The 22,353-nt window shown below is 68.7% G+C and carries 20 protein-coding genes; 15 read left to right on the top strand and 5 right to left on the bottom strand.

The window, feature by feature from the left end; all coding sequences use genetic code 11:
* Positions 1-128 precede the first annotated feature (128 nt).
* Positions 129-629, bottom strand: a complete 501-nt coding sequence (locus A6B37_RS16935) for a MarR family winged helix-turn-helix transcriptional regulator (RefSeq protein ID WP_111826440.1) — start codon at positions 627-629, stop codon at positions 129-131.
* 303 nt (positions 630-932) lie between these two features.
* Between A6B37_RS16935 and A6B37_RS16930 the strand changes: the two genes are divergently transcribed.
* From A6B37_RS16930 to A6B37_RS16865, 14 genes are all read left to right on the top strand, one after another.
* Positions 933-3,155 carry an indolepyruvate ferredoxin oxidoreductase subunit alpha gene (locus A6B37_RS16930; RefSeq protein ID WP_111826439.1) on the top strand — a complete coding sequence of 741 codons (2,223 nt, stop codon included), beginning with the start codon at positions 933-935 and terminating at the stop codon, positions 3,153-3,155.
* Positions 3,156-3,168: 13 nt separating this feature from the next.
* A complete protein-coding gene (locus tag A6B37_RS16925) occupies positions 3,169-4,713 on the top strand; it encodes an indolepyruvate oxidoreductase subunit beta family protein (RefSeq protein ID WP_111826438.1) in 1,545 nt (514 codons plus the stop codon).
* Between the two features lie 62 nt (positions 4,714-4,775).
* On the top strand, positions 4,776-5,753 hold the full coding sequence (locus A6B37_RS16920) for a PDR/VanB family oxidoreductase (protein WP_111826437.1): 978 nt from the start codon (positions 4,776-4,778) through the stop codon (positions 5,751-5,753).
* Positions 5,754-5,776: 23 nt separating this feature from the next.
* Positions 5,777-7,096, top strand: coding sequence for an aromatic ring-hydroxylating dioxygenase subunit alpha (locus A6B37_RS16915; RefSeq protein ID WP_111826436.1), 1,320 nt, complete (start codon positions 5,777-5,779; stop codon positions 7,094-7,096).
* Positions 7,093-7,584, top strand: a complete 492-nt coding sequence (locus tag A6B37_RS16910) for an aromatic-ring-hydroxylating dioxygenase subunit beta (RefSeq protein ID WP_111826435.1) — start codon at positions 7,093-7,095, stop codon at positions 7,582-7,584. The genes A6B37_RS16915 and A6B37_RS16910 overlap by 4 nt, the downstream gene beginning before the upstream one ends.
* A gap of 9 nt (positions 7,585-7,593) precedes the next feature.
* Positions 7,594-9,243, top strand: coding sequence for an AMP-binding protein (locus A6B37_RS16905; RefSeq protein ID WP_111826434.1), 1,650 nt, complete (start codon positions 7,594-7,596; stop codon positions 9,241-9,243).
* Positions 9,240-10,412 carry a thiolase family protein gene (locus A6B37_RS16900; RefSeq protein WP_102775541.1) on the top strand — a complete coding sequence of 391 codons (1,173 nt, stop codon included), beginning with the start codon at positions 9,240-9,242 and terminating at the stop codon, positions 10,410-10,412. The genes A6B37_RS16905 and A6B37_RS16900 overlap by 4 nt, the downstream gene beginning before the upstream one ends.
* Complete coding sequence (locus A6B37_RS26310) at positions 10,409-11,650, top strand: SDR family NAD(P)-dependent oxidoreductase (protein WP_111826433.1); 1,242 nt, start codon at positions 10,409-10,411, stop codon at positions 11,648-11,650. Before A6B37_RS16900 ends, A6B37_RS26310 begins: the two co-directional genes overlap by 4 nt.
* Before the next feature lie 38 nt (positions 11,651-11,688).
* On the top strand, positions 11,689-12,474 hold the full coding sequence (locus A6B37_RS16890) for a cyclase family protein (protein ID WP_102775539.1): 786 nt from the start codon (positions 11,689-11,691) through the stop codon (positions 12,472-12,474).
* Between the two features lie 25 nt (positions 12,475-12,499).
* A complete protein-coding gene (locus A6B37_RS16885) occupies positions 12,500-13,228 on the top strand; it encodes an SDR family oxidoreductase (RefSeq protein WP_111826432.1) in 729 nt (242 codons plus the stop codon).
* 171 nt (positions 13,229-13,399) lie between these two features.
* Positions 13,400-14,551, top strand: coding sequence for an ABC transporter substrate-binding protein (locus A6B37_RS16880; protein ID WP_111826431.1), 1,152 nt, complete (start codon positions 13,400-13,402; stop codon positions 14,549-14,551).
* Positions 14,552-14,678: 127 nt separating this feature from the next.
* A complete protein-coding gene (locus A6B37_RS16875) occupies positions 14,679-15,719 on the top strand; it encodes a branched-chain amino acid ABC transporter permease (RefSeq protein WP_111826430.1) in 1,041 nt (346 codons plus the stop codon).
* Entirely contained in the window at positions 15,716-17,509 is a 1,794-nt protein-coding gene (locus tag A6B37_RS16870) for a branched-chain amino acid ABC transporter ATP-binding protein/permease (protein WP_111826429.1), read from the top strand. Before A6B37_RS16875 ends, A6B37_RS16870 begins: the two co-directional genes overlap by 4 nt.
* Positions 17,510-18,244: an ABC transporter ATP-binding protein gene (locus A6B37_RS16865; protein WP_111826428.1), complete on the top strand. Its 735-nt coding sequence runs from the start codon at positions 17,510-17,512 to the stop codon at positions 18,242-18,244.
* A 31-nt stretch (positions 18,245-18,275) separates the two neighbouring features.
* On the opposite strand, the gene A6B37_RS16860 is transcribed toward A6B37_RS16865, so the two are convergent.
* Positions 18,276-19,211 (bottom strand): glycosyltransferase family A protein, encoded by a 936-nt coding sequence (locus A6B37_RS16860; RefSeq protein ID WP_102775533.1) that lies wholly within the window; start codon positions 19,209-19,211, stop codon positions 18,276-18,278.
* Between the two features lie 224 nt (positions 19,212-19,435).
* On the opposite strand from A6B37_RS16860, the gene A6B37_RS16855 reads away from it, so the two are divergent.
* Complete coding sequence (locus A6B37_RS16855; protein WP_102775532.1) at positions 19,436-20,401, top strand: LysR family transcriptional regulator; 966 nt, start codon at positions 19,436-19,438, stop codon at positions 20,399-20,401.
* 94 nt (positions 20,402-20,495) lie between these two features.
* On the opposite strand, the gene A6B37_RS26305 is transcribed toward A6B37_RS16855, so the two are convergent.
* The 3 genes from A6B37_RS26305 to A6B37_RS16845 all read right to left on the bottom strand — a co-directional run bounded on the left by A6B37_RS26305 (position 20,496) and on the right by A6B37_RS16845 (position 22,349).
* On the bottom strand, positions 20,496-20,624 hold the full coding sequence (locus A6B37_RS26305; RefSeq protein ID WP_006226408.1) for a hypothetical protein: 129 nt from the start codon (positions 20,622-20,624) through the stop codon (positions 20,496-20,498).
* 158 nt (positions 20,625-20,782) lie between these two features.
* Positions 20,783-21,715 (bottom strand): sugar kinase, encoded by a 933-nt coding sequence (locus A6B37_RS16850; protein WP_111826427.1) that lies wholly within the window; start codon positions 21,713-21,715, stop codon positions 20,783-20,785.
* Positions 21,708-22,349, bottom strand: a complete 642-nt coding sequence (locus tag A6B37_RS16845; protein ID WP_111826426.1) for a bifunctional 4-hydroxy-2-oxoglutarate aldolase/2-dehydro-3-deoxy-phosphogluconate aldolase — start codon at positions 22,347-22,349, stop codon at positions 21,708-21,710. The genes A6B37_RS16850 and A6B37_RS16845 overlap by 8 nt, the downstream gene beginning before the upstream one ends.
* Between the last annotated feature and the right edge of the window lie 4 nt (positions 22,350-22,353).

The following is a 22,353-nucleotide window of genomic DNA, read 5'->3' as shown; positions in this document are numbered from 1 at the left end:
ACCCGCGGAACCCCCGTCAATTCAGGGTTTATGCGTACCGGAACAGGTTTTCTCAGAGAGAAAACTATTAGGGACGCATATGCTTGTAACAAAAAAATCGGACGAACGCTGTTCGGTTTCGCGCCGCCCTATTCCTCTTCCGCGATCGGCAGTTCCAGCGGCACGTGCTCGGTCATCAGCACCTCCAGCATCTCGATCAGCTGCGCGGCCTTTTCCTCGCCGAAGGGCGCCAGCACCGCCTTCTGGTGCTGCAAGGCCTGCTCGCACAGCGAGGCGATCAGGTTCGATCCCTTGGCCGTGATGCGCACGCGCGTCTGGCGCCGGTCCGCCCGCACGCCGTTGCGCGCCACCAGGCCTTCGGCCTCCATGCGCTGCACCACCTTGCTCAGCGTGGGCTGTTTGGTGATGGCCAGCACCGCCAGCGAGCCTATGGTTTCGCCCTCGCTGCCCTGCAGGCTGGCCAGCACCCGCCACTGGGTCACCGACAGGCCGGCCGCCCTGACCTGCAGGTGGAACTCCGCCGAAATGCGCTGGCTGGCCTGCGCCAGCAGATAGGCGAGGTAGCCGTCGACGAAACGGGGAGCGCCGCGCGCCGCCGTGGAAGTGTCCCGCTGCTTCTGCAATTCCATGCTGTTCTGCTCCGATGCCCGCGCCCGGGCGCATGCTGTTGCGCAACACAGGGTATACCCGGAATCGCAACCCGTTTTTGCACTCTGGCGGGGCGCGCGGCGTGCCCCAAACTAGTGATCAACGAGTATATACATCCTTGTTTTATTGCGATATTTTTTTCTTTCCATGAAATTTCATCTTTTTTGTTGACAGCTAAAACGTTGACTCCTAAAGTATTTTTTAGATGAATTTTCCATGACGTGGCGATGCTGCGCAGCAGCAACGGCTGAGGACCCGACGACCGGGCCCGCAAGGAGTTCCTGATGGCAGAAAGGTCTTTCAAGAAAGAAGTCCAGCAACTGCGAATCGGCGCGGGCGAAGAGTTCCGCGGCGAGGGGATTCTTGCGGTCACCAAGGCCCTGCTGCAATCCGGCGTGGGCTACGTCGCCGGCTACCAGGGTTCGCCGATCTCGCACCTGATGGACGTGCTGGCCGACGCCAACGACATCCTGCAGGAACTCGGCGTGCACTTCGAGGCCAGCGCCTCGGAAGCCACCGCGGCCGCCACGCTGGCGGCCTCGGTCATGTATCCGATCCGCGGCGCGGTCACCTGGAAATCCACCGTGGGCACCAACGTCGCCTCCGACGCGCTGGCCAACCTGGCCTCGGGCGGCGTCACCGGCGGCGCGCTGGTGATCGTGGGCGAGGACTACGGCGAAGGCTCGTCCATCATGCAGGAACGCTCGCACGCGTTCGCCATGAAGTCCCAGATCTGGCTGCTGGACCCGCGTCCCAACCTGGAAAGCATGGTCAAGGCGGTCGAGGACGGGTTCGAATTGTCCGAGGCCAGCAAGACGCCGGTGATGCTGCAGCTGCGCATCCGCGGCTGCCACGTGCATGGCCGCTTCATCGCCAAGGAAAACAAGCGTCCTGCGTTTTCGCTGGCCCAGGCGCTGGAAAGCCCCGAGCGCGACACCAGCCGCATCGTGCTGCCGCCGGCCTCGTTCCTGCACGAGCAGGAAAAGATCAAGGAGCGCTGGCCCGCCGCCATCCGCTACATCAAGGAACACAGGCTCAACGAGTTCTTCGACGGCGAGCAGGACGACGTGGGCCTGATCCTGCAGGGCGGCCTCTACAACGGCGTCATCCGCGCGCTGCAGCTGCTGGGCCTGGCCGACCACTTCGGAAACAGCCGCATTCCGCTGTACGTCATGAACGTGACCTATCCCGTGATCGAGGACGAGGTCGTCGAGTTCTGCCGGGGCAAGCGCGCCGTGCTGCTGCTGGAAGAAGGCCAGCCCGACTATATCGAGCAGAACCTGCACGCGGTGCTGCGCCGCGCCGGCGTCCAGACGCGGCTGTCCGGCAAGGACGTGCTGCCCATGGCCGGCGAGTACACCACCCAGGTCATGCGCGACGGTCTGCGCGAATTCCTCAAGCGCAACCGCCCGCAATCGCTGCAGACGCACCCTGCCGTGGCGGCCGACGCCCAGGCCGCCGAACGCCAGCTCGAAATCACCGAACTGGCGCGGCCCAGGCCGGCCCAGCCGGCCGAGCAGCCCATCACCTTCCACAAGCACGTCGAAGGCCTGGCGGCGGTGGTGCCGCCGCGGCCGGCGGGCTTCTGTACCGGCTGTCCGGAGCGGCCGATCTTCTCGGCGCTGACCCTGGCGCAGGAGAAGCTGGGCCAGCACCACATTTCGTGCGACATCGGCTGCCACCTGTTCTCCATCCTGCCGCCCTTCAACCTGGGCGCCACCACCATGGGCTACGGCCTGGGCGCCTCCAGCGCGGCGGCGTTCAACGTGCCGGCGGCCAAGCGGCCCATTTCCATCATGGGCGACGGCGGCTTCTGGCACAACGGGCTGGCCTCGGGCATCGGCAACGCGGTGTTCAACAAGTACGACGGCGTGATCGTCATCGTCGACAACTACTACTCCTCGGCCACCGGCGGCCAGGACATCCTGTCCTCGCGCGCCGACAACCCGGACCGCTCGACCAACAACCCCATCGACGAGGCCGTGCGCGGCGTCGGCGTGAAATGGGTGCGCACGCTGGACCGCACCTACGACGTGGCCAAGGTGCGCGCCACCCTCGAAGAGGCGCTGACCACCGACGTCAAGGGCCCCAAGGTCATCATCGCGCAGTCCGAATGCATGCTGAACAAGCAGCGCCGCGTCAAGCCGCTGTTCAACCAGGCGGTGAAGGCGGGCAAGCGCGCGGTCAAGGAACGCTTCGGCGTGGACCCCGACGTCTGTACCGGCGACCACGCCTGTATCCGCCTGTCGGGCTGTCCGTCGCTGACGGTCAAGGACAGCGGCGATCCGCTCAAGGAAGATCCGGTCGCGCACGTCGAAAGCAGCTGCGTGGGCTGCGGCAACTGCGGCGAAGTGGCCCATGCCGCGGTGCTGTGCCCGTCGTTCTACCGCGCCGACATCGTCCACAACCCGACCGGCCGGGACCGCTTCATGGCGCGCATGCGCGGCGCCGTGATCGGCTTTCTGCAACGGCGCCGCGCCGCGCGCCTGACCCACGACGCCCTTTGAGGAACCCTGCTCCATGAACGCGGCCGCTATGCAGCAAGCCAATCCGATCAAGATCGCCATCCTGGCCATGGGCGGCCAGGGCGGCGGCGTGCTGGCCGACTGGATCGTCGACATGGCCGAGCACGCCGGCTGGTGGGCCCAGACCACTTCGGTGCCCGGCGTGGCCCAGCGCACCGGCGCCACCATCTATTACGTGGAGCTGATGCCCGAGGCCGAAGTGCGGCGCGCCGGCAGGCAGCCGGCGCTGGCGCTGATGCCCACGCCCGGCGACGTGGACCTGGTGGTGGCGGCCGAGCTGATGGAAGGCGGGCGCGCGATCCAGCGCGGCCTGGTCACGCCCGAGCGCACGGTGCTGCTGGCCTCGTCGCACCGCAGCTACGCCGTCAGCGAAAAATCCGCGCCCGGCAACGGCATCGCCGATCCCAACAAAGTGCTGGAAGCCGGCCGCGCGGCGGCCCGTCGCTTTCTCTGCTTCGACCTGCAGGACCTGGCCGACCGGGCCGGCAGCGTCATCAGCGCCAGCCTGTTCGGCGCGGTGGCGGGCAGCGGCGCGCTGCCGTTCGCGCGCGACGATTTCGAGGCCACGGTGCGGCGCGCCGGCCTGGGCGTGGAGGCCAGCCTGCGCGCCTTCGCGCTGGGTTTCGAAGCAGCCGACCAGGCCCCCGCGCAGCCCGCCGCCATCGACCTGGAACGGCCGCTGCCGGCGCTGCCCGAGACCGCCGCCAGCCCGCGCGCTCAGGCCCTGCTGGACGCCATCAAGCGCGATTTCCCCGCCTGTGCGCAGCCCATGCTGGTGGCCGGCGTGCGCCGCCAGATCGAGTTCCAGGACCTGGCCTACGCCGGCGACTATCTGCGCCACATGAAAGCCATCCGCGACCTGGACGCCGCGCACGGCGGCGACGCGCGCCAGTGGGCGCTGACCTGCGCAGCGGCGCGCTACGTGGCCACGGCCATGGCCTACGACGACGTGATCCGCGTCGCCGACCTGAAAACCCGCGGCACGCGCTTCGAGCGCGTGCGCCAGGAAGTGGGCGCGCGCCCGGACCAGCTGGTCTACACCACCGAATTCATGCACCCGCGGCTGGAGGAAATCTGCGGCACGCTGCCGGCCGGGCTGGGCCGCTGGCTGGAGGGCTCCAAGGCCTTCGGCGGTTTCGTCGCGCGCCGTCTGGGCCGCGGGCGCCGCATGCAGAGCAGCACGCTGGGCGGCTTTCTGATGCTGTACGCGCTGGCTGGCATGCGGCGGTTCCGCCGCGGCACGCTGCGCCACCAGACCGAGGCCGCGGGCCTGCGGCAATGGCTGGACCTGATCGCCAGGCTGGCGCCGCGCGACTACGCGCTGGCCGTCGAAACCGTCAACTGCCGCCGCCTGGTCAAGGGCTATAGCGACACCCACGTACGCGGCGGCGGCAAGTACCGCCAGCTCATCGCCGCCGCCGAACGGCTGGCCGGCCAGCCCAACGCCGCGGCGACGCTGCGCGAACTGCGCGACACCGCCCTGGCCCACGAAAAATGCGAGCCCATGGAGCGCCAGCTGGCCGAAAAGCTGGCGGCCTGAGCGACGGACCGCCGCCAGCGCGGCGGCCCCGGCGAATCCGCACAAAGAGAGAGACAGACGCCGTGCAAACATTGAAACTCATCGTTCGCGAAGTCCGCCAGGAATCGCCCTTGATCCGCTCTTTCCGGCTGGCCCGCGAAGACGGCGGCCCCCTTCCCGCCTTCGGGCCGGGCGCGCATCTGAAGGTGTCGGTGCCGGGCCAGCGCGAGCCGCGCTGCTACTCGCTGGTGCAGCTCGCGCCCGACGCCGGCCGCTACGCCCAGCCCCTCGAATACCGCTTGGGCGTGCGCCTCGAAGAAGCCAGCCAGGGCGGTTCGCGCTACATGCACGCGCTGTCCGAGGGCGACCTGGTCACGGCCGAAGGCCCGCGCAACGATTTTCCGCTGCACGAAGCGCCCGCCGGCGACGAACCCGTGCTGCTGATCGCGGGCGGCATCGGCATCACGCCCATCGCCTCCATGGCCGCCGCGCTCAAGTCCGCCGGCCGCGCCTTCCATCTAGACTATTGCGGCCGCAGCCGCGGCCAGCTGGCCTTCCTGCCCGAGCTGCAGGCGCTGGCCGGCGCCGACCTGAGCCTGCACGCCGACGACGAGCCCGACTGCTGCTTCGACCTGCGCGCGCTGCTGGATTCGGCCTCGCCGCGCCAGCACCTGTACGTGTGCGGCCCCAAGGGCCTGATCGACGCCGTCATCCACGAAGCCCGCGCCCGCCACTGGCCCGACGCCCACATCCATTTCGAACTGTTCACCACGGCCGCGCCGCAGGCCGGCGACCAGGCTTTCGAGGTCGAGCTGCGCCAGTCCGGCCAGGTGCTGACCATCCCCGCGGACAAGACCATCATCGAGGTCATGGAGGAAGCCGGCTGCGATCCGATGTACGACTGCAAGCGCGGCGAATGCGGGGTCTGCCAGGCCACGGTGCTGGAGGGCGAGCCCGACCACCGCGACTACTACCTCTCGGACACCGAGAAGGCCAGCGGCAAGATCATCCAGATCTGCATCTCGCGCGCGAAATCCGCGCGCCTGGTGCTGGATCTGTAGGCACGACGCAAGGAAGCGCCATCATGAGCAAATACCGCGACAACCCCGACGCCATCCGCGCCCTGCTGCGCGAGACCGAAGTGCACAAGGACCTGTTCGTCGACCAGGAACTGTTCGAGCTGGAAATGGAGCGCCTGTACGCCAACACCTGGGTCTACGTGGGCCACGACAGCCAGGTGCCGAACCCGGGCGACTACATCACCACCACGGTGGGCGACCAGCCGGTGGTGATGGTGCGCCACAGCGACCGCAGCGTGCGCGTGCTGCACAACCGCTGCCCGCACAAGGGCACGATGGTCGCCGGCGACGCCTGCGGCAACACCGGCAAGTTCTTCCGCTGCCCCTATCACGCCTGGACCTTCAAGACCGACGGCAGCCTGCTGTCCATCCCGCTCAAGAAAGGCTACGAAAACACCGGCCTGGAGCACTGCGAGGCCAGCAAGGGCATGGCCGCCGTGCAGGACGTGCGCAACCACCGCGGCTTCGTGTTCTGCCGCCTCAATCCGCAGGGCCAGTCGTTCGAGGAATTCTTCGGCGATTCGCTGTCGACCCTGGACAACATGGTCGACCGCTCGCCCGAAGGCCGGCTGGAAGTCGCCGGCGGCGTGATGCGCTACATGCACCGCTGCAACTGGAAGATGCTGGTCGACAACCAGACCGACACCTGCCACCCGATGGTGGCGCACGAATCGTCGGCGGGCACCGCGGTCAAGGTCTGGGAGCAGGCGCCCGCCGGCACGCCCAAGCCCATGGCCGTGGAACTGTTCGCGCCGTTCATCTCGCCCTACGAGTTCTTCGAGAACATGGGCATACGCGTATGGGAAAACGGCCACGGCCACACCGGCGTGGCCGACTCCATCCACGCTTCCTATTCCGGCATCCCGGGCTACTGGGACGCCATGGTGGCGGCCTACGGCGAGGAACGCGCCGGCCAGATCCTGGGCGACGTGCGCCACAACACCGTGTACTTCCCCAACATCATGGTCAAGGGCCCGATCCAGACGCTGCGCGTGTTCAAGCCGATCGCGGCCGACCGGACGCTGGTGGAGTCCTGGACCTTCCGCCTGGTGGGCGCGCCCGACCTGCTGCTGGAGCGCACCCTCATGTACAACCGGCTGATCAACGCGCCGACCTCGGTGGTCGGCCATGACGACCTGGAAATGTACGAGCGCGCGCAGGACGGCCTGCATTCGCGCGCGCGCGAATGGGTGAACGTCGGCCGGCTCTACTCGCCCGACGAGGCCGGCCGCAAGAACGTCACCACCAACGGCACCAACGAATGGCAGATGCGCAACCAGTACCGCGCATGGGGCCGCTACATGACCGCAACGGAGCCGGTATGAGCGCGAGCGACCGTGAACTGATCGATTTCGTCTACGCCGAGGCGCGCATGCTGGACGAGCAGCGCTTCGAGCAATGGCTGGACCTGTACACCGAGGACGGCCGCTACTGGATGCCGCTGGCCCACGGCCAGACCGACCCCAGGCTGCACGCCTCGCTGATGTACGAAGACAAGCTGCTCTTGCGCGTGCGCGTGCAACGGCTGGCCGGCCAGCGCACCTACTCGCAGCAGCCCAGGAGCCGCTGCCACCACCTGCTGCAGGCGCCCACCGTCGAGCACGGCCACCCCGAAGCCGCGCCGGCCGAAGGCCGCCACGTGGTGCGCACCGCCTTTCATTACGTGGAGACCCGGCTCGACACGCAGACGCTGTACGCCGGCTGGGCCACCCACCACCTGGTGGAGCAGGACGGCGGCCTGCGCATCCAGCTCAAGCGCGTGGACCTCGTCAACTGCGACGCGGCCTTCGGCAATATCCAACTGTTCATGTAGGAGCGGCTCGTGAACACCACGGTCCATCAGGCACTGCTCGACACCGCCGCGCGCCACGGCGCCCGGCCCTTTCTGTGCATACTGCCGGAGACGGCGCAGGCCTATGGCGTCGGCGCCGGCGAGCTGAGCTACGCCCAGGCCGCCAGCGCCGTCGAGACGCTGCGCGCGGCCTACGCCCGCGCCGGCTACGGCCACGGCCACCGCGCCGGGCTGCTGCTGGAGAACCGCCCCGCGTTCTTCCTGCACTGGTTCGCGCTGAACGCGCTGGGCGTGTCGGTGGTGCCGATCAACCCGGACCTGCGCGCCGCGGAACTCGAATACCTGACGGGGCACTCCGAGATCGCGCTGGCGGTGGCCCTGCCCGAACGCCACGACGACCTGATCGCGGCCGCCCGGCGCGCTGGCCGCGAGCTGCGCGTGATGGGCCCGGACGACGCGCCCCCGCCCGCGCCCTTTGGCGCGCCGCTGGCAGGCAGCGAGCCGGATGTCCTGACCGAATGCGCCCTGCTCTACACGTCCGGCACCACCGGCCGCCCCAAGGGCTGCATCCTGCCCAACCGCTACTTCCTGCATGCCGGCGGCTGGTATGCGCGCATCGGCGGCCTGGCCGCCCTGCGGCCCGGCGAGGAACGCATGCTGACGCCGCTGCCGCTGGTGCACATGAACGCGATGGCGTATTCGGCCATGGCCATGCTGCTGACCGGCGGCTGCCTGATCCCGCTGGACCGCTTCCATCCCAGCACCTGGTGGGACAGCGTGCGCGAATCGCGCGCCACGGTGCTGCACTACCTGGGCGTCATGCCCGCCATCCTGATGAAGGCCGAGGCGTCGCCGCGCGATCTGCAGCCCGCCATCCGCTTCGGCTTCGGCGCCGGCGTGGACCGCAAGCTGCACCAGCCTTTCGAGGCGCGCTTCGGCTTTCCGCTGCTGGAGGCCTGGGCCATGACCGAGACCGGCGCGGGCGCCGTCATCATCGCCAACCGCGAGCCGCGTCACATCGGCAGCAGCTGCTTCGGCCGCGAGGAAGACGACGTGCAGGTGCGCATCGTCGACGACGCCGGCGCCGAGGCCGCCATCGGCGAGCCCGGCGAGCTGCTGGTGCGCCATGCCGGCGACGACCCGCGCTACGGCTTTTTCGCCGGCTACCTGAAGGACGAGGCCGCCACGGCCCAGGCCTGGGAAGGCGGCTGGTTCCATACCGGCGACATCGTGCGCCGCGAGGCCGACGGCGCGCTGCGCTTCGTGGACCGCAAGAAGAACGTGATCCGCAGAAGCGGCGAGAACATCTCGGCCGTGGAAGTCGAAAGCGTGCTGATGCAGCATCCGCTGGTCAAGGCGGTGGCGGTGGCCGCCGTGCCCGACACCGTGCGCGGCGACGAGGTGCTGGCCTGCGTGGTGCCCGAGACCCAGCCCGCCTCCGACGCCGAGCTGGCCGAGGCCGCGCGCAGCATCGTGCAATGGAGCCTGGAACAGCTGGCGTACTACAAGGCGCCGGGCTATGTGGCCTTCGTGGACGCCCTGCCGCTCACCACCACCAACAAGATCCAGCGCGGCGAGATGAAGGCGCTGGCGCCCACCCTGCCCGGCACGGCCCGCTGCGTGGATACCTGCTCGATGAAGAAGCGGCCCGCCGCGCAGCCGCAGGAGCCGCTTCGATGAGCGCGCGCCTGGGGTATGACGGCGTGGTGGCGGCCCTGCCCGTCACCATCCCGTACGAGCGCTATTCCACCCATGCCGCCCACTGGTGGCTGGGACGCGCGCTGGGCGCGCTGATCCGCCAGGCCGGCATCGCCAAGGCCGAGGTGGACGGGCTTTGCGTGTCCAGCTTCACGCTGGCGCCCGACACCGCGGTCGGCCTGGTGCAGCATCTGGGCATGAGCCCGCGCTGGCTGGACCACATCCCCATGGGCGGGGCCAGCGGCGTGGCGGCCCTGCGCCGCGCCGCCCGCGCCGTGCAGGCCGGCGACGCCGGCATCGTGGCCTGCCTGGCGGGCGACACCAACCACGTGGACTCGTTTCGCAACACGGTCAGCCAGTTCTCGCGCTTCGCGCAGGACGCGGTGTATCCGTACGGCGCGGGCGGCCCCAACGCCAGCTTCGCGCTGCTGACGGCCAACTACATGCGCGCCACCGGCGCCACGCGCGCCGATTTCGGCAAGCTGTGCGTGGCGCAGCGCGACAACGCGCTGCGCTTTCCGCACGCGCTGATGAAAAAGCCGCTGACGCTGGCCCAGTACCTGGACGCGCGCGTCATCACCGACCCCATCCACCTGTTCGACTGCGTCATGCCCTGCGCCGGCGCCGACGCCTTCCTGGTCATGAGCGAGGACCGGGCGCGCGCGCTGGGCCTGCCGCATGTGCGCATCCTCTCCACCATCGAGCGCCACAACGCCTGGATCGAAGATCCCATCCAGACGCGCGGCGGCTGGACCATGGACGTGGACGAACTGTACGGACAGGCCGGCGTCGCGCCGGCCGACATGGATTTCCTGCAGGCCTACGACGACTACCCGGTCATCAACATGATGCAGATCGAAGACCTGGGCTTCTGCGAAAAAGGCGCGGCGCCGGACTTCGTGCGCCGCCACAGCTTCACCGTGGACGGCAGCTTTCCCTTCAATACCAACGGCGGGCAGCTGTCGGTGGGCCAGGCCGGCGCGGCCGGCGGCTACCTGGGGCTGGTCGAGGCCCTGCGCCAGCTGACCGGCACGGCCGGCGGCACGCAGGTGGCCGACGCGCGCCTGGGCATGGTCAGCGGCTTCGGCATGATCAATTACGACCGCGGGCTGTGCACCGCCGCGGCCATCCTGGCAAGGAGCGAGGCATGACGGAACCGCTGGCCAGGCCGCCCCGCAAGAATCCCGTCGCGCGCACGCGCCAGCCGACGCTGCCGCCCGGCTCGCGCAGCCGCGCCGCGCTCGGGCTGACCGCGGCCGCCGCCGAAGGCCGCTTCGAACTGCAGACCTGCGCCGACTGCGGGACGGTGCAGTACCCGCCGCGCGAGGTCTGCGGCCATTGCCTGTCCGAACGCCTGCCGTGGCTTGCGGTCGATCCCGCCGGCGTGCTGCTGGCGAGCACCGTCCTGCACCACAGCAACGACCTGTATTTCCGCGAGCGCCTGCCCTGGCGCGTGGGCACGGTGCGCATGGCCGCCGGCCCCTCGGTGGTGGCCCACGTGCACCAGGATTGCGCCGACGGCGACCGCGTGCGGCTGGCGCTCAAGCTCGACCGCAGCGGCCAGGCCGTGATGATCGCCCTGCCCGAAAGGAACACGCCCAACATGGAAGACGACAAGACCCTGCGCGAGACCTCGTGCGATCCGAAGTTCCGCCGCGCGCTCGTCACCGACGGCAAGTCGGCGGTGGGCCAGGCCGTGGCGCGCGCCCTGCTCGATGCCGGCAGCCCCATGGTGTTCCTGGGCGATCCGCAGCCCTGGCGCCGCGACGCCGCGTTCGACGCGCTGGCGTCCGACCCGCGGGTGCAGGCGGTGGACCTGAACGTGACCGATACCGACTCGGTCGAGCGCGTGGCCGCGTCGATCGGCGGCAAGGTGGAGATCCTGGTGAACACCGCCGACCTGGAACGCGAAGGCGGCCTGCTCGGGCGCAAGGACGTGAACACCGCGCGCGACGCCATGGACGTGAACGTGCTGGGACTGATGCGCCTGGCCCAGGGCTTCGGCCCGGCGCTGTGCGGCCGCGCGGCCGACGGCGTGAACAACGCCGCGGCCTGGGTCAATGTGCTGTCGATCTATGCCCACATGAACCTGCCCTCGCGCGGCATGTGGTCGGCGTCCAAGGCGGCCGCGCTGTCGCTGGCGCAGTGCCTGCGCGCCGAAATGCGCGGCGCGGGCGTGCGGGTGGTGAACGTGTTCCCCGGGCCGGTGGACCACGAATGGGAGCAGCGCACGCCGCCGCCGCGCGTGGCGCCGGCCGCGCTGGCCGCCGCCATCGTGCGCGCCCTGAAGGAAGGCACCGAGGACGTCTACGTCGGCGACGTGGCGCAGGAGTTTCGCGCGCGCCTGGCGCAGAACCCCAAGGGACTGGAGCGGGAACTGGGGGCCTGAGGCCGCCGCCCCGACGATACGAACGACAGGAGCAAACAGTGAGCCAACCCATACTCGCCCAATTCATGGCCGAACTGGTTTCGGGCCGCATCCGCGTGGTGGACCTGACCGAGACGCTGACGCCGGAATTTCCCACCATCGTGCTGCCGCCGGAATTCGGCCAGGCCTGGCCCTTCCGCATCGAAGAGATCTCGCGCTATGACGAGCGCGGCCCGGGCTGGTACTGGAATAACTTCTCTTGCTCGGAGCACACCGGCACGCACTTCGACGCGCCGGTGCACTGGATCACCGGCAAGGACCAGCCCGACAATACCGTCGACACCATCCCGATCGAGGCCTTCATCGCCAACGCCTGCGTCATCGACTGCTCGGCCGAGGCCCGCGACAATCCGGACTTCCTGCTGACCGTCGACTTCGTGCAGCGGTGGGAGGAGCGCCACGGCCGCATACCCGCGCGCTCCTGGGTGCTGATGCGCACCGACTGGTCCAAGCGCGCCAAGCCGGCCGAATACCTCAACATGCAGGACGACGGCGCGCACTCGCCCGGCCCGGACGCCGAGGTCGTGCCCTGGCTCATCAAGGAGCGCGACGTGCACGGCTTCGGCACCGAATCGGTGGGCACCGACGCCGGCCAGGCCCAGCACCTGGACCCGCCCTATCCCTGCCATTACTACATGCACGGCAATAACCGCTACGGCCTGCAGTGCCTGACCAATCTGGACCAGCTGCCCCCCACCGGCGCGGTGATCTTCTCGGCGCCGCTCAAGATCCGCAGCGGCTCGGGCAGCCCCTTGCGCGTGCTGGCGCTGGCGCCCAAGGCCTGAACGACGACAAGAAAAGGGGGAAACCATGACGCAAAACCACGTCGCGCTGGTGACCGGCGGCAGCGCCGGCATCGGCGCCGAAATCTGCCGCAGCATGCTGGAGGCCGGCTACGAGGTCGTCTCCATGGCGCGCCGCGCCGCCGACTTCAGCCATCCGCGCCTGCACAACATCCAGGTCGACCTGCTGGACGCCGAGGCCACCGCGCAGGCCGGGGCCGAGGCCGCGGCCCGGTTTCCGATCAGCCACGTGATCCACAACGCCGGCGTGATCTGGCCCAACCTGCTGCCGCAGGTCACCCAGGAAGAACTGCACGGCCTGACCCAGATCCACCTGGGCGCGGCCATCAGCCTGGTGCAGTCGGCCCTGCCCGGCATGCAGGAGCGCAGGTTCGGCCGCATCGTGCTGATGTCCTCGCGCGGCGCGCTGGGCTTGCCCACGCGCACCGCGTATTCGGCCACCAAGGCCGGCATGGTGGGCATGGCGCGCACCTGGTCGCTGGAGCTGGCGCCCCACGGCATCACGGTCAACGTGGTGGCGCCCGGCCCGATCCAGACGGACATGTTCTATGAAGTGATCGACCCCGGCAGCGAGCGCGAAAAGCAGCTGGCCGCCGGCATTCCGGTCAAGCGCCTGGGCCGCGCCGACGACGTGGCGCGCGCCGTGATGTTCTTCGCCGATCCGGCCAACAGCTTCGTCACCGGCCAGACCCTGTTCGTGTGCGGCGGCGCGAGCGTCAGCTCCATCACCATCTGAACCGCGCCGGCGCCGCGCTTCGGGTTTTGACCGATAGGTAAGCGCGACGCCCGGGTCTACAGTGCAGAGCCTGCGCAACAGAAATTTTAAGTAACAAGCATTTTTCGCAGTTCCCGTTTTCTCCGTTTTCCAGCCGCACTCCCACCCTGCTCCCTATCCGGAGGTCTTGCCATGCTGTCGAAGAAAATCCCCCTGGCCGCCGCCGCTGCGGTCGCCGCGCTGTTCGCACTGCCCGCCCTGGCGCAGATGAAGGTCGGCGTCGTCACCTCGTCCACCGGCCCCACCGCGCTGGTCGGCATCCCGCAGAAGAACACCGTGCCGCTGCTGCCCAAGCAGATCGGCGGCCTGACGGTGGAATACATTTCGCTGGACGACGCCAGCGATTCCACCAACTCGGTCACGGCCTTCAAGAAGCTGATCTCGGAGCAGAACGTGGACGCGCTGATCGGCCCGTCGGGTTCGCCCAACGCCATGGGCGTGATCCAGTTCGCCGCCGAGGCCGGCGTGCCGATGCTGGCGCCGGTGGGCACGGCCGCCGTGGTGCTGCCCATGAACGAACAGAAGAAGTGGGTCTTCAAGACCACCCAGAACGACGACATCATCGCGCGCGCGCTGGTGGACCACATGGTCAAGTCCGGCATCAAGACGGTCGGCTTCATCGGCCTGAACGATCCGTATGGCGAGAACTGGTACAAGGTCTTCTCCGGCATGGCCGCCGAGAAGGGCCTGAAGATCACCGCCAACGAACGCTATCTGCGCTTCGACAGCTCGGTCACCGGCCAGGCCCTGAAGATCCTGGCCGCCAAGCCCGACGCGGTGCTGGTGGCCGCCCCCGGCGCGGCCAGCGTGCTGCCGCAGACCACGCTGTACGACCAGGGCTACAAGGGCAAGTTCTACCAGACCCACGGCGCGGCCCTGCCCGACTTCCTCAAGCTGGGCGGCAAGAAGGTCGAGGGCACGGTGCTGGCCGCCAGCCTGATGCTGGTGCTGCCGGAAATGCCGGACAGCAACCCCTCCAAGAAGGTCGCTTCCGACTACATCGCGGCCTACGAAAAGCTCAACGGCTCGCGTCCGGCCACCTTCGGCGCCAACGTATTCGACGCCGGCCTGCTGCTGCAGCAGGCCGTGCCGCTGGCCGAAAAAGCCGGCAAGCCGGGCACCAAGGAGTTCCGCAGCGCGCTGCGCGACGCGCTGGAACAGACCAAGGAGCTGGTCGGCACCCAGGGCGTCTACAACATGACGGCCGCCGACCATAGCGGGTTCGACGAGCGCGGGCGCGAGCTGATTACGGTGAAGGACGGGGGCTGGACTCTGGTGAAGTAGTAGTCGGTCCCCCCCCCCCGAAGCGCTGCGCGCTTCCCCCCCAGGGGGGCATGCCTGCGGACCGGCAAAGCCGGCTCCGCGGCATCCCGCTGGCGCCTGTGCGGCGCTGTACTAGTCGGAATTCTGCATGAATGCTCAGATTGCCCTGATACTCGGGCAGGATGGCATCACCAACGGCGCGATCTATGCGCTGCTGGCCTTGTCCATCCTGCTGGTGTTTACCGTTACCCGCGTGCTGTTCATCCCGCAGGGAGAGTTCGTGGCCTTCGGCGCGCTGACCATGGCCGCGCTGCAGGCCGGCAAGCCGGTGCTGCTGGTCTGGCTGCTGTTCGCCTTCGCGCTGGCCGAGGTCGGCGCCGACCTGCTGGCGCGGCGCAAGCGGCCGGGCCGCGGCCGCGGCGCGTGGCGCATGGCGGCCAAGCTGGCCTATCCGCTGGCGCTGGCCGCGCTGTTCTACAAGCTGCCGCTGGCGCAGCTGCCGATGGCCGCGCAGGCGCTGCTGACGCTGCTGCTGGTGGTGCCGATGGGGCCGCAGCTGTATCGCCTGTTCTACCAGCCGATCGCGTCGGCCTCGACGCTGGTGCTGCTGATCGTGTCCATCGCGGTGCACCTGGCGCTGGTCGGGCTGGGGCTGCTGGCCTTCGGCGCCGAGGGCGCGCGCACCGCGCCGTTCAGCGACGCCAGCCTGACGCTGGGGCCGCTCAACGTCAACAGCCAGGCGCTGTGGGTGCTGGCGGTGTCGGCGCTGCTCATCGTGGTGCTCTACCAGTTCTTCGAACGCTCCATGTACGGCAAGGCGCTGCGCGCGGCCGCCTTCAACCGCCTGGGCGCGCGGCTCATGGGCATCTCGCCGATCTTCGCCGGCAAGGCCACGTTTTTCCTGGCCGCGCTGATCGGCACGGTGTCGGGCATTCTCATCGCCCCCATCACCACCATGTACTTCGATTCCGGCTTCATGGTGAGCCTCAAGGGCTTCGTGGGCGCCATCATCGGCGGCCTGGTGAGCTATCCGCTGGCGGCCGCCGGCGCGGTGCTGGTCGGGCTGATCGAGGCCTTCTCCTCGTTCTGGGCCAGCGCCTACAAAGAAATCATCGTGTTCACGCTGATCATCCCCGTGCTGCTCTGGCGCTCGCTGAAAAGCCATCACGTCGAGGAAGAAGACGAATGAATCCGCGCCACATCCTCTACGCATTCCTGGCGCTGCTGGCGTTGGCGCCGCTGGCCCTGCCGCCTTTCTACGTGACGCTGCTGAACTACATCGGCCTGTACGCGCTGGTGGCGCTGGGCCTGGTGCTGCTGACCGGCGTCGGCGGGCTGACCAGCTTCGGCCAGGCCGCCTTCGTGGGCGTGGGCGCCTACACCACGGCGCTGCTGACCACGCGCGCCGAGGCCCTGCCCGCCTGGCTGGCATGGCTGGGCGCCTCGCCCTGGCTGACCCTGCTGGCCGGGCTGGCGCTGACGCTGGCGGTGGCCTATCTGCTGGGCGCCATCACGCTCAAGCTGTCCGGCCACTTCCTGCCGCTGGGCACCATCGCCTGGGGCCTGTCGCTGTACTTCGTGTTCGGCTCGGTCGAAGGCCTGGGCGGCCACACCGGCATTCCCGACATTCCCGCCATCGAGCTGTTCGGCTGGACGCTGAACCAGGGCGACAACATCTATTACCTGATCTGGGCCTTCCTGCTGGTGGCGGTCTGGTCCACGCAGAACCTGCTGGATTCGCGCGAGGGCCGCGCCATCCGCGCGCTCAAGGGCGGGCGCGTAATGGCGGAATCCATGGGCGTGGACACGGCGCGCTCGCGCATGGTGATCTTCATCATCGCCGCGCTGCAGGCCTGCGCCTCGGGCTGGCTCTACGCGCACATGCAGCGCTTCGTCAATCCCAATCCCTTCGGCCTGCAGATGGGCATCGAATACCTGTTCATGACCGTCATCGGCGGCGCCGGACAGGTGTGGGGCGCGCTGGTCGGCGCGGGCGTGTTCACGGTGCTCAAGCAGTGGCTGCAGGACTGGATGCCCCGACTGCTGGGTCAGACCGGCAACTTCGAGGTGATCGTCTTCGGCTTCGGCATGGTGCTGCTGCTGCACCGCGCGCGCAGCGGCCTGTGGCCGGTGCTGGTGCGCTGCGTGCCGCTGAAGAAAAAGGTCCGCGAACTGGACATGAACGCCGAGCCGCTGCCGCGCAAGCCCATGCCGCCCCGCGGCGAAGTGGTGCTCAAGGCCGTGGACGTGACGCGCAAGTTCGGGGGCCTGGTGGCCAACAACGCCATGAACCTGGAAGTCCGCGCCGGCGAGATCCTGGCCCTGATCGGGCCCAACGGCGCCGGCAAAAGCACCATGTTCAACCAGATCTCCGGCGTGGACACGCCGACCTCCGGCCAGGTCACGCTGCTGGGCCATGCCGTGGCCGGCGCCGGCGCGCGCCGGATCGCGCGGCTGGGCCTGTCGCGCACCTTCCAGCACGTGCGCCTGCTGGGCCGCATGAGCGTGCTGGAGAACGTCGCCATCGGCGCCCACCTGCGCGGCCACCGCGGCGTGCTGCCGGCGGCCTGGCGGCTGGACCGCGCCGAAGAGGCGCGCCTGCTGGCCGAGGCCGCGCGGCAGATCGAACGCGTCGGCCTGGGCCGCCACCTGCACGACGAAGCCGGCTCGCTGGCCCTGGGCCAGCAGCGCATCCTGGAAATCGCGCGGGCGCTGGCGTCCGATCCGTGCATCCTGCTGCTGGACGAACCCGCGGCCGGGCTGCGCTACCAGGAGAAATGCGAGCTCGCGGAACTGCTGAAGAAGCTGCGCGCCGAAGGCATGGCCATTCTGCTGGTCGAGCACGACATGGACTTCGTGATGGGCCTGGTGGACCGCGTGGTCGTCATGGACTTCGGCGAAAAGATCGCCGAGGGCCTGCCGGCCGAAGTGCAGCACAACCCCGCGGTGCTGGAAGCCTATCTGGGCGGAGTGGAATAGATGAGCGCGAAACTGCTGGAAGTGCGCGAGCTGCGCGTGGCCTACGACAAGGTCGAGGCCGTCTCGGGCGTGAGCCTGGAGGTGGGCGAAGGCCAGATCGTCACCGTGATCGGCCCCAATGGCGCGGGCAAGACCACGCTGCTGTCGGCCATCATGGGCGTGCTGCCCTCGGCCGGGGAGATCGTCTTCGGCGGCAAGCCGCAGCGGCATGCCGAGATCGAGGAGATGGTGGCCGCCGGCATGAACCTGGTGCCGGAAAAGCGCGAACTGTTCGCCGAGATGACCGTGGAGGACAACCTGATGCTGGGCGCGTTCCACCGCTGGCGCAGCGGACTGCGCGACCGCGACCAGACCCTGGGCGAAGTCTACGACCTGTTTCCGCGGCTGCAGGAGCGCCGCGCGCAGCTGGCCGGCACGCTGTCGGGCGGCGAACGCCAGATGCTGGCGGTGGGCCGCGCGCTGATGGCCAAGCCGCGGCTGCTGATGCTGGACGAACCCAGCCTGGGACTGGCGCCGCGCATCGTGCAGGAAGTGTTCCGCATCGTCGCGCGGCTGCGCGAGATGGGCGTGTCCATCCTGCTCATCGAACAGAACGCCCGGGCCGCGCTGAAAGTGGCGGATTATGCCTATGTGCTGGAGACCGGCGCGGTCACGCTGGCCGGGCCGGCCGCGCAGGTGGCGCAGGACCCGCGGGTGGTGGAGGTTTATCTGGGGCTGGGGCATGGGGCGACTTGATGTGTGATCGCCGCTCTATTGCGTACGCCACCTACGCCACCCCCCTGCGGCGATCCCGGCGGTATAGCGCATAGCCCAGCGGCCACATCGCCGCCACCATGAAGCGGGCGACGGGGTTGGTGAGCCGGTAGGCCTGGACCGCGGTGGGCACGCCGGAATGCTTCAGGTGCAGGCGAAATCGCGTGTAGCGCGCCGCCGCCATGATGAATTCGCGCGGGCGGTAGCGGAAGAATTCCAGGTGATGCTGCAGCATGTCCCAGGCCAGCAGGTACAGGCCCTGGGCGTTGTTGGCGGCCGATACCGCGGCCTGGCTCAGGCCGCCGGGCGTGTCGTGGTAGGTGCGCACGACGCGGTTGATGAAGCGGCTCAGGTAGCCGGCGCGCGCGATGGCCCACCACACCAGGCTTTCCGGCACGAAGCCGGCCACGTCCTCGGGGAAGGGATAGGCCCTGAGGATGTCGGTGCGCATGCAGCCGAATTTTTCGCCCTTGATGCGGTAGCGGAAATAGACGTCGACCGCGGTGCTGTCGAAAACGTCCTGCGGATAACGGTCGCCCACGACGCTGCCGTCGGGGCGCGCGCACAGGCCGGTGACGGCCACGTAGGAGTCGCGCCGCGCCGGCGGGATGCTTTCCCAGGCCGCTTTGAAGATGGCCAGGGCGTCGGGCGGCATTTCGTCGTCGCTGTCCAGGGCGACGATGAGCTGGCCGCGCGCTTCGCGCACGCCGCGGTTGAAGGCGGTTTTCTTGTGCTGGTTGTTCTGCCAGAAATAACGGATCGGGAAATCTGCGCGCGCCTGCCAGTCCAGAATCGATTCGTGGGTATTGTCGGTGGAGCCGTCGTCCACCACCACCCATTCGAAACCCCGGAAAGTCTGCCGGGAAAGGGATTCATAGACCCGGTGCAGCGTTCCCGCCCTGTTGTAGGTGGGCGTTAGAACGGTAAAAAATGTTGGCGTGTCATTCATGCCCACTGTGCCCCTTTGCGATTTCGATCAACCGCTGCGGTCTTGGTATTTATATGTATTCGCCTGAAGTTTAGGGGATATGCCTGGGCGTACAGAGGCCGCGTCTTTCGAATTTGCAATCAAATCTGACAAAACCGGCCGGACTTGCCGCCGCCGCGGGCGCGCAAGGCTTGGGACGGCGCGCGCGAGTGGCGTAAACTCGGGCGGCCCAATTCGGAATGCCTATGGAAGCTTCGACTGTCCAGCTCAATGACATCGCCTTGTTCGTGGAGGTTGCCAAGCGCAAGAGCTTCAGCATGGCGGCGCGCGCGCTGAACATGCCGACCTCGACCTTGTCGCGTCGCATCAATGAACTGGAACGGGCCATCGGGCTGCGCCTGATCAACCGCAACACGCGGCGGCTGGACCTGACCGAGGCGGGCGCGGCCTACATGAGCCGCTGCCAGGGCCTGATCGACGAGGCCCGGCTGGCCCACGAGCAGCTGCAGATGCTGTCGGGCGGGCCGTCCGGCACGCTGCGCGTGTCCATGCCCTACAGCCTGGCGATCTGGCTGCTGCCGGAAACCATCAACGATTTCATGCAGCGCTATCCCGACGTGGAGTGCGAATTCGACCTGAGCATGCTGACCGCGTCGGACGCCCAGGGCACGCCGTTCGACGTGGTGCTGCGCTTCAGCAACGACCTGCACCCGCTGTCCATCATGGACTCCGGCAGCAACGCGGCGCAGAACGGCTCGGTGGCGAAGGAACTGGTCTCGCTGGACAACCACCTGTATGCGTCCGACCGCTATCTGGAGCGCTACGGCGAGCCCAAGACGCCGGGCGACCTGACGCAGCATCAATGCCTGCGCACCACCATCGACGACGCGCATTCGTACTGGACGCTGCGCCAGGGCGCGGTGACGGTGCGCGTGCCGGTGCGGGGGCACCTGGCGGCCAACAACATGAGCATCGCCGGCACGCTGGCGGGCCTGGACCTGGCGATCACGCGCATGCCGCACTGCCAGGCGCTGGAGCCCATCATCAAGCGCAATTCGCTCAGGCGCGTGCTGCCCGAATGGTCGGTCGACCCGATCTCCATCTATGTGGTGTATCCGTCCAGCATCCAGCCGGCCAAGACCCGCGCTTTCATGGATTTCATCCTGCCCAAGCTGGGACCGCCCCGCGACGACGCTTCGAAAGCCGGTTAGCCATCGGCTTCCGGCCAGACGATAAAAAACCCGCATGGCGCCAGGCCAGCGGGTTTTTTCGATCGAGGCCAGGCGGCTCGGCCTGGCGCGCGGCTTAGACGCGCTTGATCTTTTCCAGCATCTTGAAGACGCCCTTCGGCGACTTGACGAAGAGGCGCTTGAAAGCCTTGCCCAGGCAACGGCGTTCCAGGGTGTTACGACGCACGCGTTTGCGTTCGGCCATGTTTATTCTCCTGATGAAGATTGTGCGGTAGGTAGTTTGGTACTACGGCAGTAAACGAGAACCGCACAACCGAGTACTCTGGGCTGGCGGAAAATTCGGGTAACTTGGCATTTTAGCCTGAAATTACCCGAACGCGCCAATCGGCGGAAAACCGGCGCTCAGCCGGCGGGCTGCTTCATGCGGGCCAGCACCTCGGCGGCGCGCGGCAGGGGGTCGACCGCGCCGTAGCCCTGGGTGGACAGCGCCGCCGCGACGTTGGCGTAGCGCACGGCGTCTTCCCAGGAATCGCCCTGGCAGCGGCGCGCCAACAGGCTGCCGGCGAAGCAGTCGCCGGCGCCGGTGGCGTCCACGGCCTGCACCCGCAGCGCCGGCATGGCGGTGCGCCGGGCGCCGTCGTCGATGATGGAGCCGTCCTTGCCCAGCTTGAGCACCACCACGCCCGCGGCGCCGCCGTCGCGGATCCAGTCCAGGGTGCGTTCGGGGTCGTCGTTGCCGGTCAGGTGCTGCATGTCGTCCATGCTGGGCAGGAACAGGTCGGCGGCGCGCATGGTCTCGCGCAGCACCGCGCGGGCGCGGTCCACCGGCCACAGGCGCAGCCGCAGGTTCGAGTCCAGGCTGACCTGCGCGCCGGCCGCGCGCGCCCGCTCGATGGCGGCGAATACGGTGTCGCAGGCGCTGGTGCTGATCGCCAGGCTGATGCCCGAGACGTGCAGGAAGCGCGCGCGTTCGACCAGCCCGCAGTCCAGGTCGGCCGGGGTCATGCGGCTGGCGGCGGAGTCGCGGCGCAGGTAGCTGAAGGCGTGTCCCTGGGGGCCGTGCTGCACGAAGTACAGGCCGGTGTGGGCCTCGCCGTCGACGCGCACGCCCGAGGTGTCCACGCCTTCGGCCTGCCAGAGATCCAGGAACTGCCGGCCGAAGGCATCGTCGCCGACGCGGGTCAGGTAGGCGCAGCGCGCGCCCTGGCGCGCCGCGGCGATGACGGCGTTGGAGGTGTCGCCGCCGTAGCCCTGCAGGTATTGGCGCTGGTCCTTGTGGGTCTGGTTGAGCTCGACCAGGGGCTCGCCCAGCGCGACGATGTCGAAGTCAGCCATGGGCGGCCTCGCGGGTGCGGACGATCTGCGCCACCAGCGCGGCGGTGTCGCGGGCGGCGAAGGCCGCCTTGTCGTAGAGGTTGCTGCCTATGCCCACCAGCGCCGCGCCGGCGGCGAAGTATGCGCCCATGTTTTCCTCGGTCACGCCGCCGGTGGGGCACAGCGGCGTGTCCGGATAGACGGACTTGAGCGCGGCCAGGTGCCGGGGGCCGCCGGTGTCCGCCGGGAAGATCTTGACGATGTCGGCGCCGGCCCGGCGCGCCGCCAGCACTTCGCTGGGCGTGAAGGCGCCCAGCAGGCACAGCGCGTCGGCGGCGTGGGCCAGGTCGACGATGTCGGTGGCCAGCGCGGGCGAGACCAGGAAGTCGGCCCCCGCCACCAGCGCCTCGCGCGCCTGCTGCTCGTCCAGCACGGTGCCCACGCCCAGCTGCAGCGCGCTGCCGTGCTTGTCGCGCAGCGCCCGCAGCAGGTCGGTGACGTTGGGGATGGTCCAGGTCAGTTCCAGGGTGGTGCAGCCGGCGGCCACGGCCACTTCGGCCGCGTAGGCGGCGGCGGCCGCATCGGTGTAGCGCAACACGGGCACGACCCGCGCGGCCATCAGGGCGGCAAGTTTGGAGGCGGTAGGAGCGGTCATGGGA

Origin of the sequence: Achromobacter sp. HZ01 (assembly GCF_003267925.1) — a bacterium.
Taxonomy (GTDB): Bacteria; Pseudomonadota; Gammaproteobacteria; order Burkholderiales; family Burkholderiaceae_B; genus Achromobacter; species Achromobacter pulmonis_A.
This window is presented reverse-complemented; position numbering and strand designations above follow the sequence as displayed.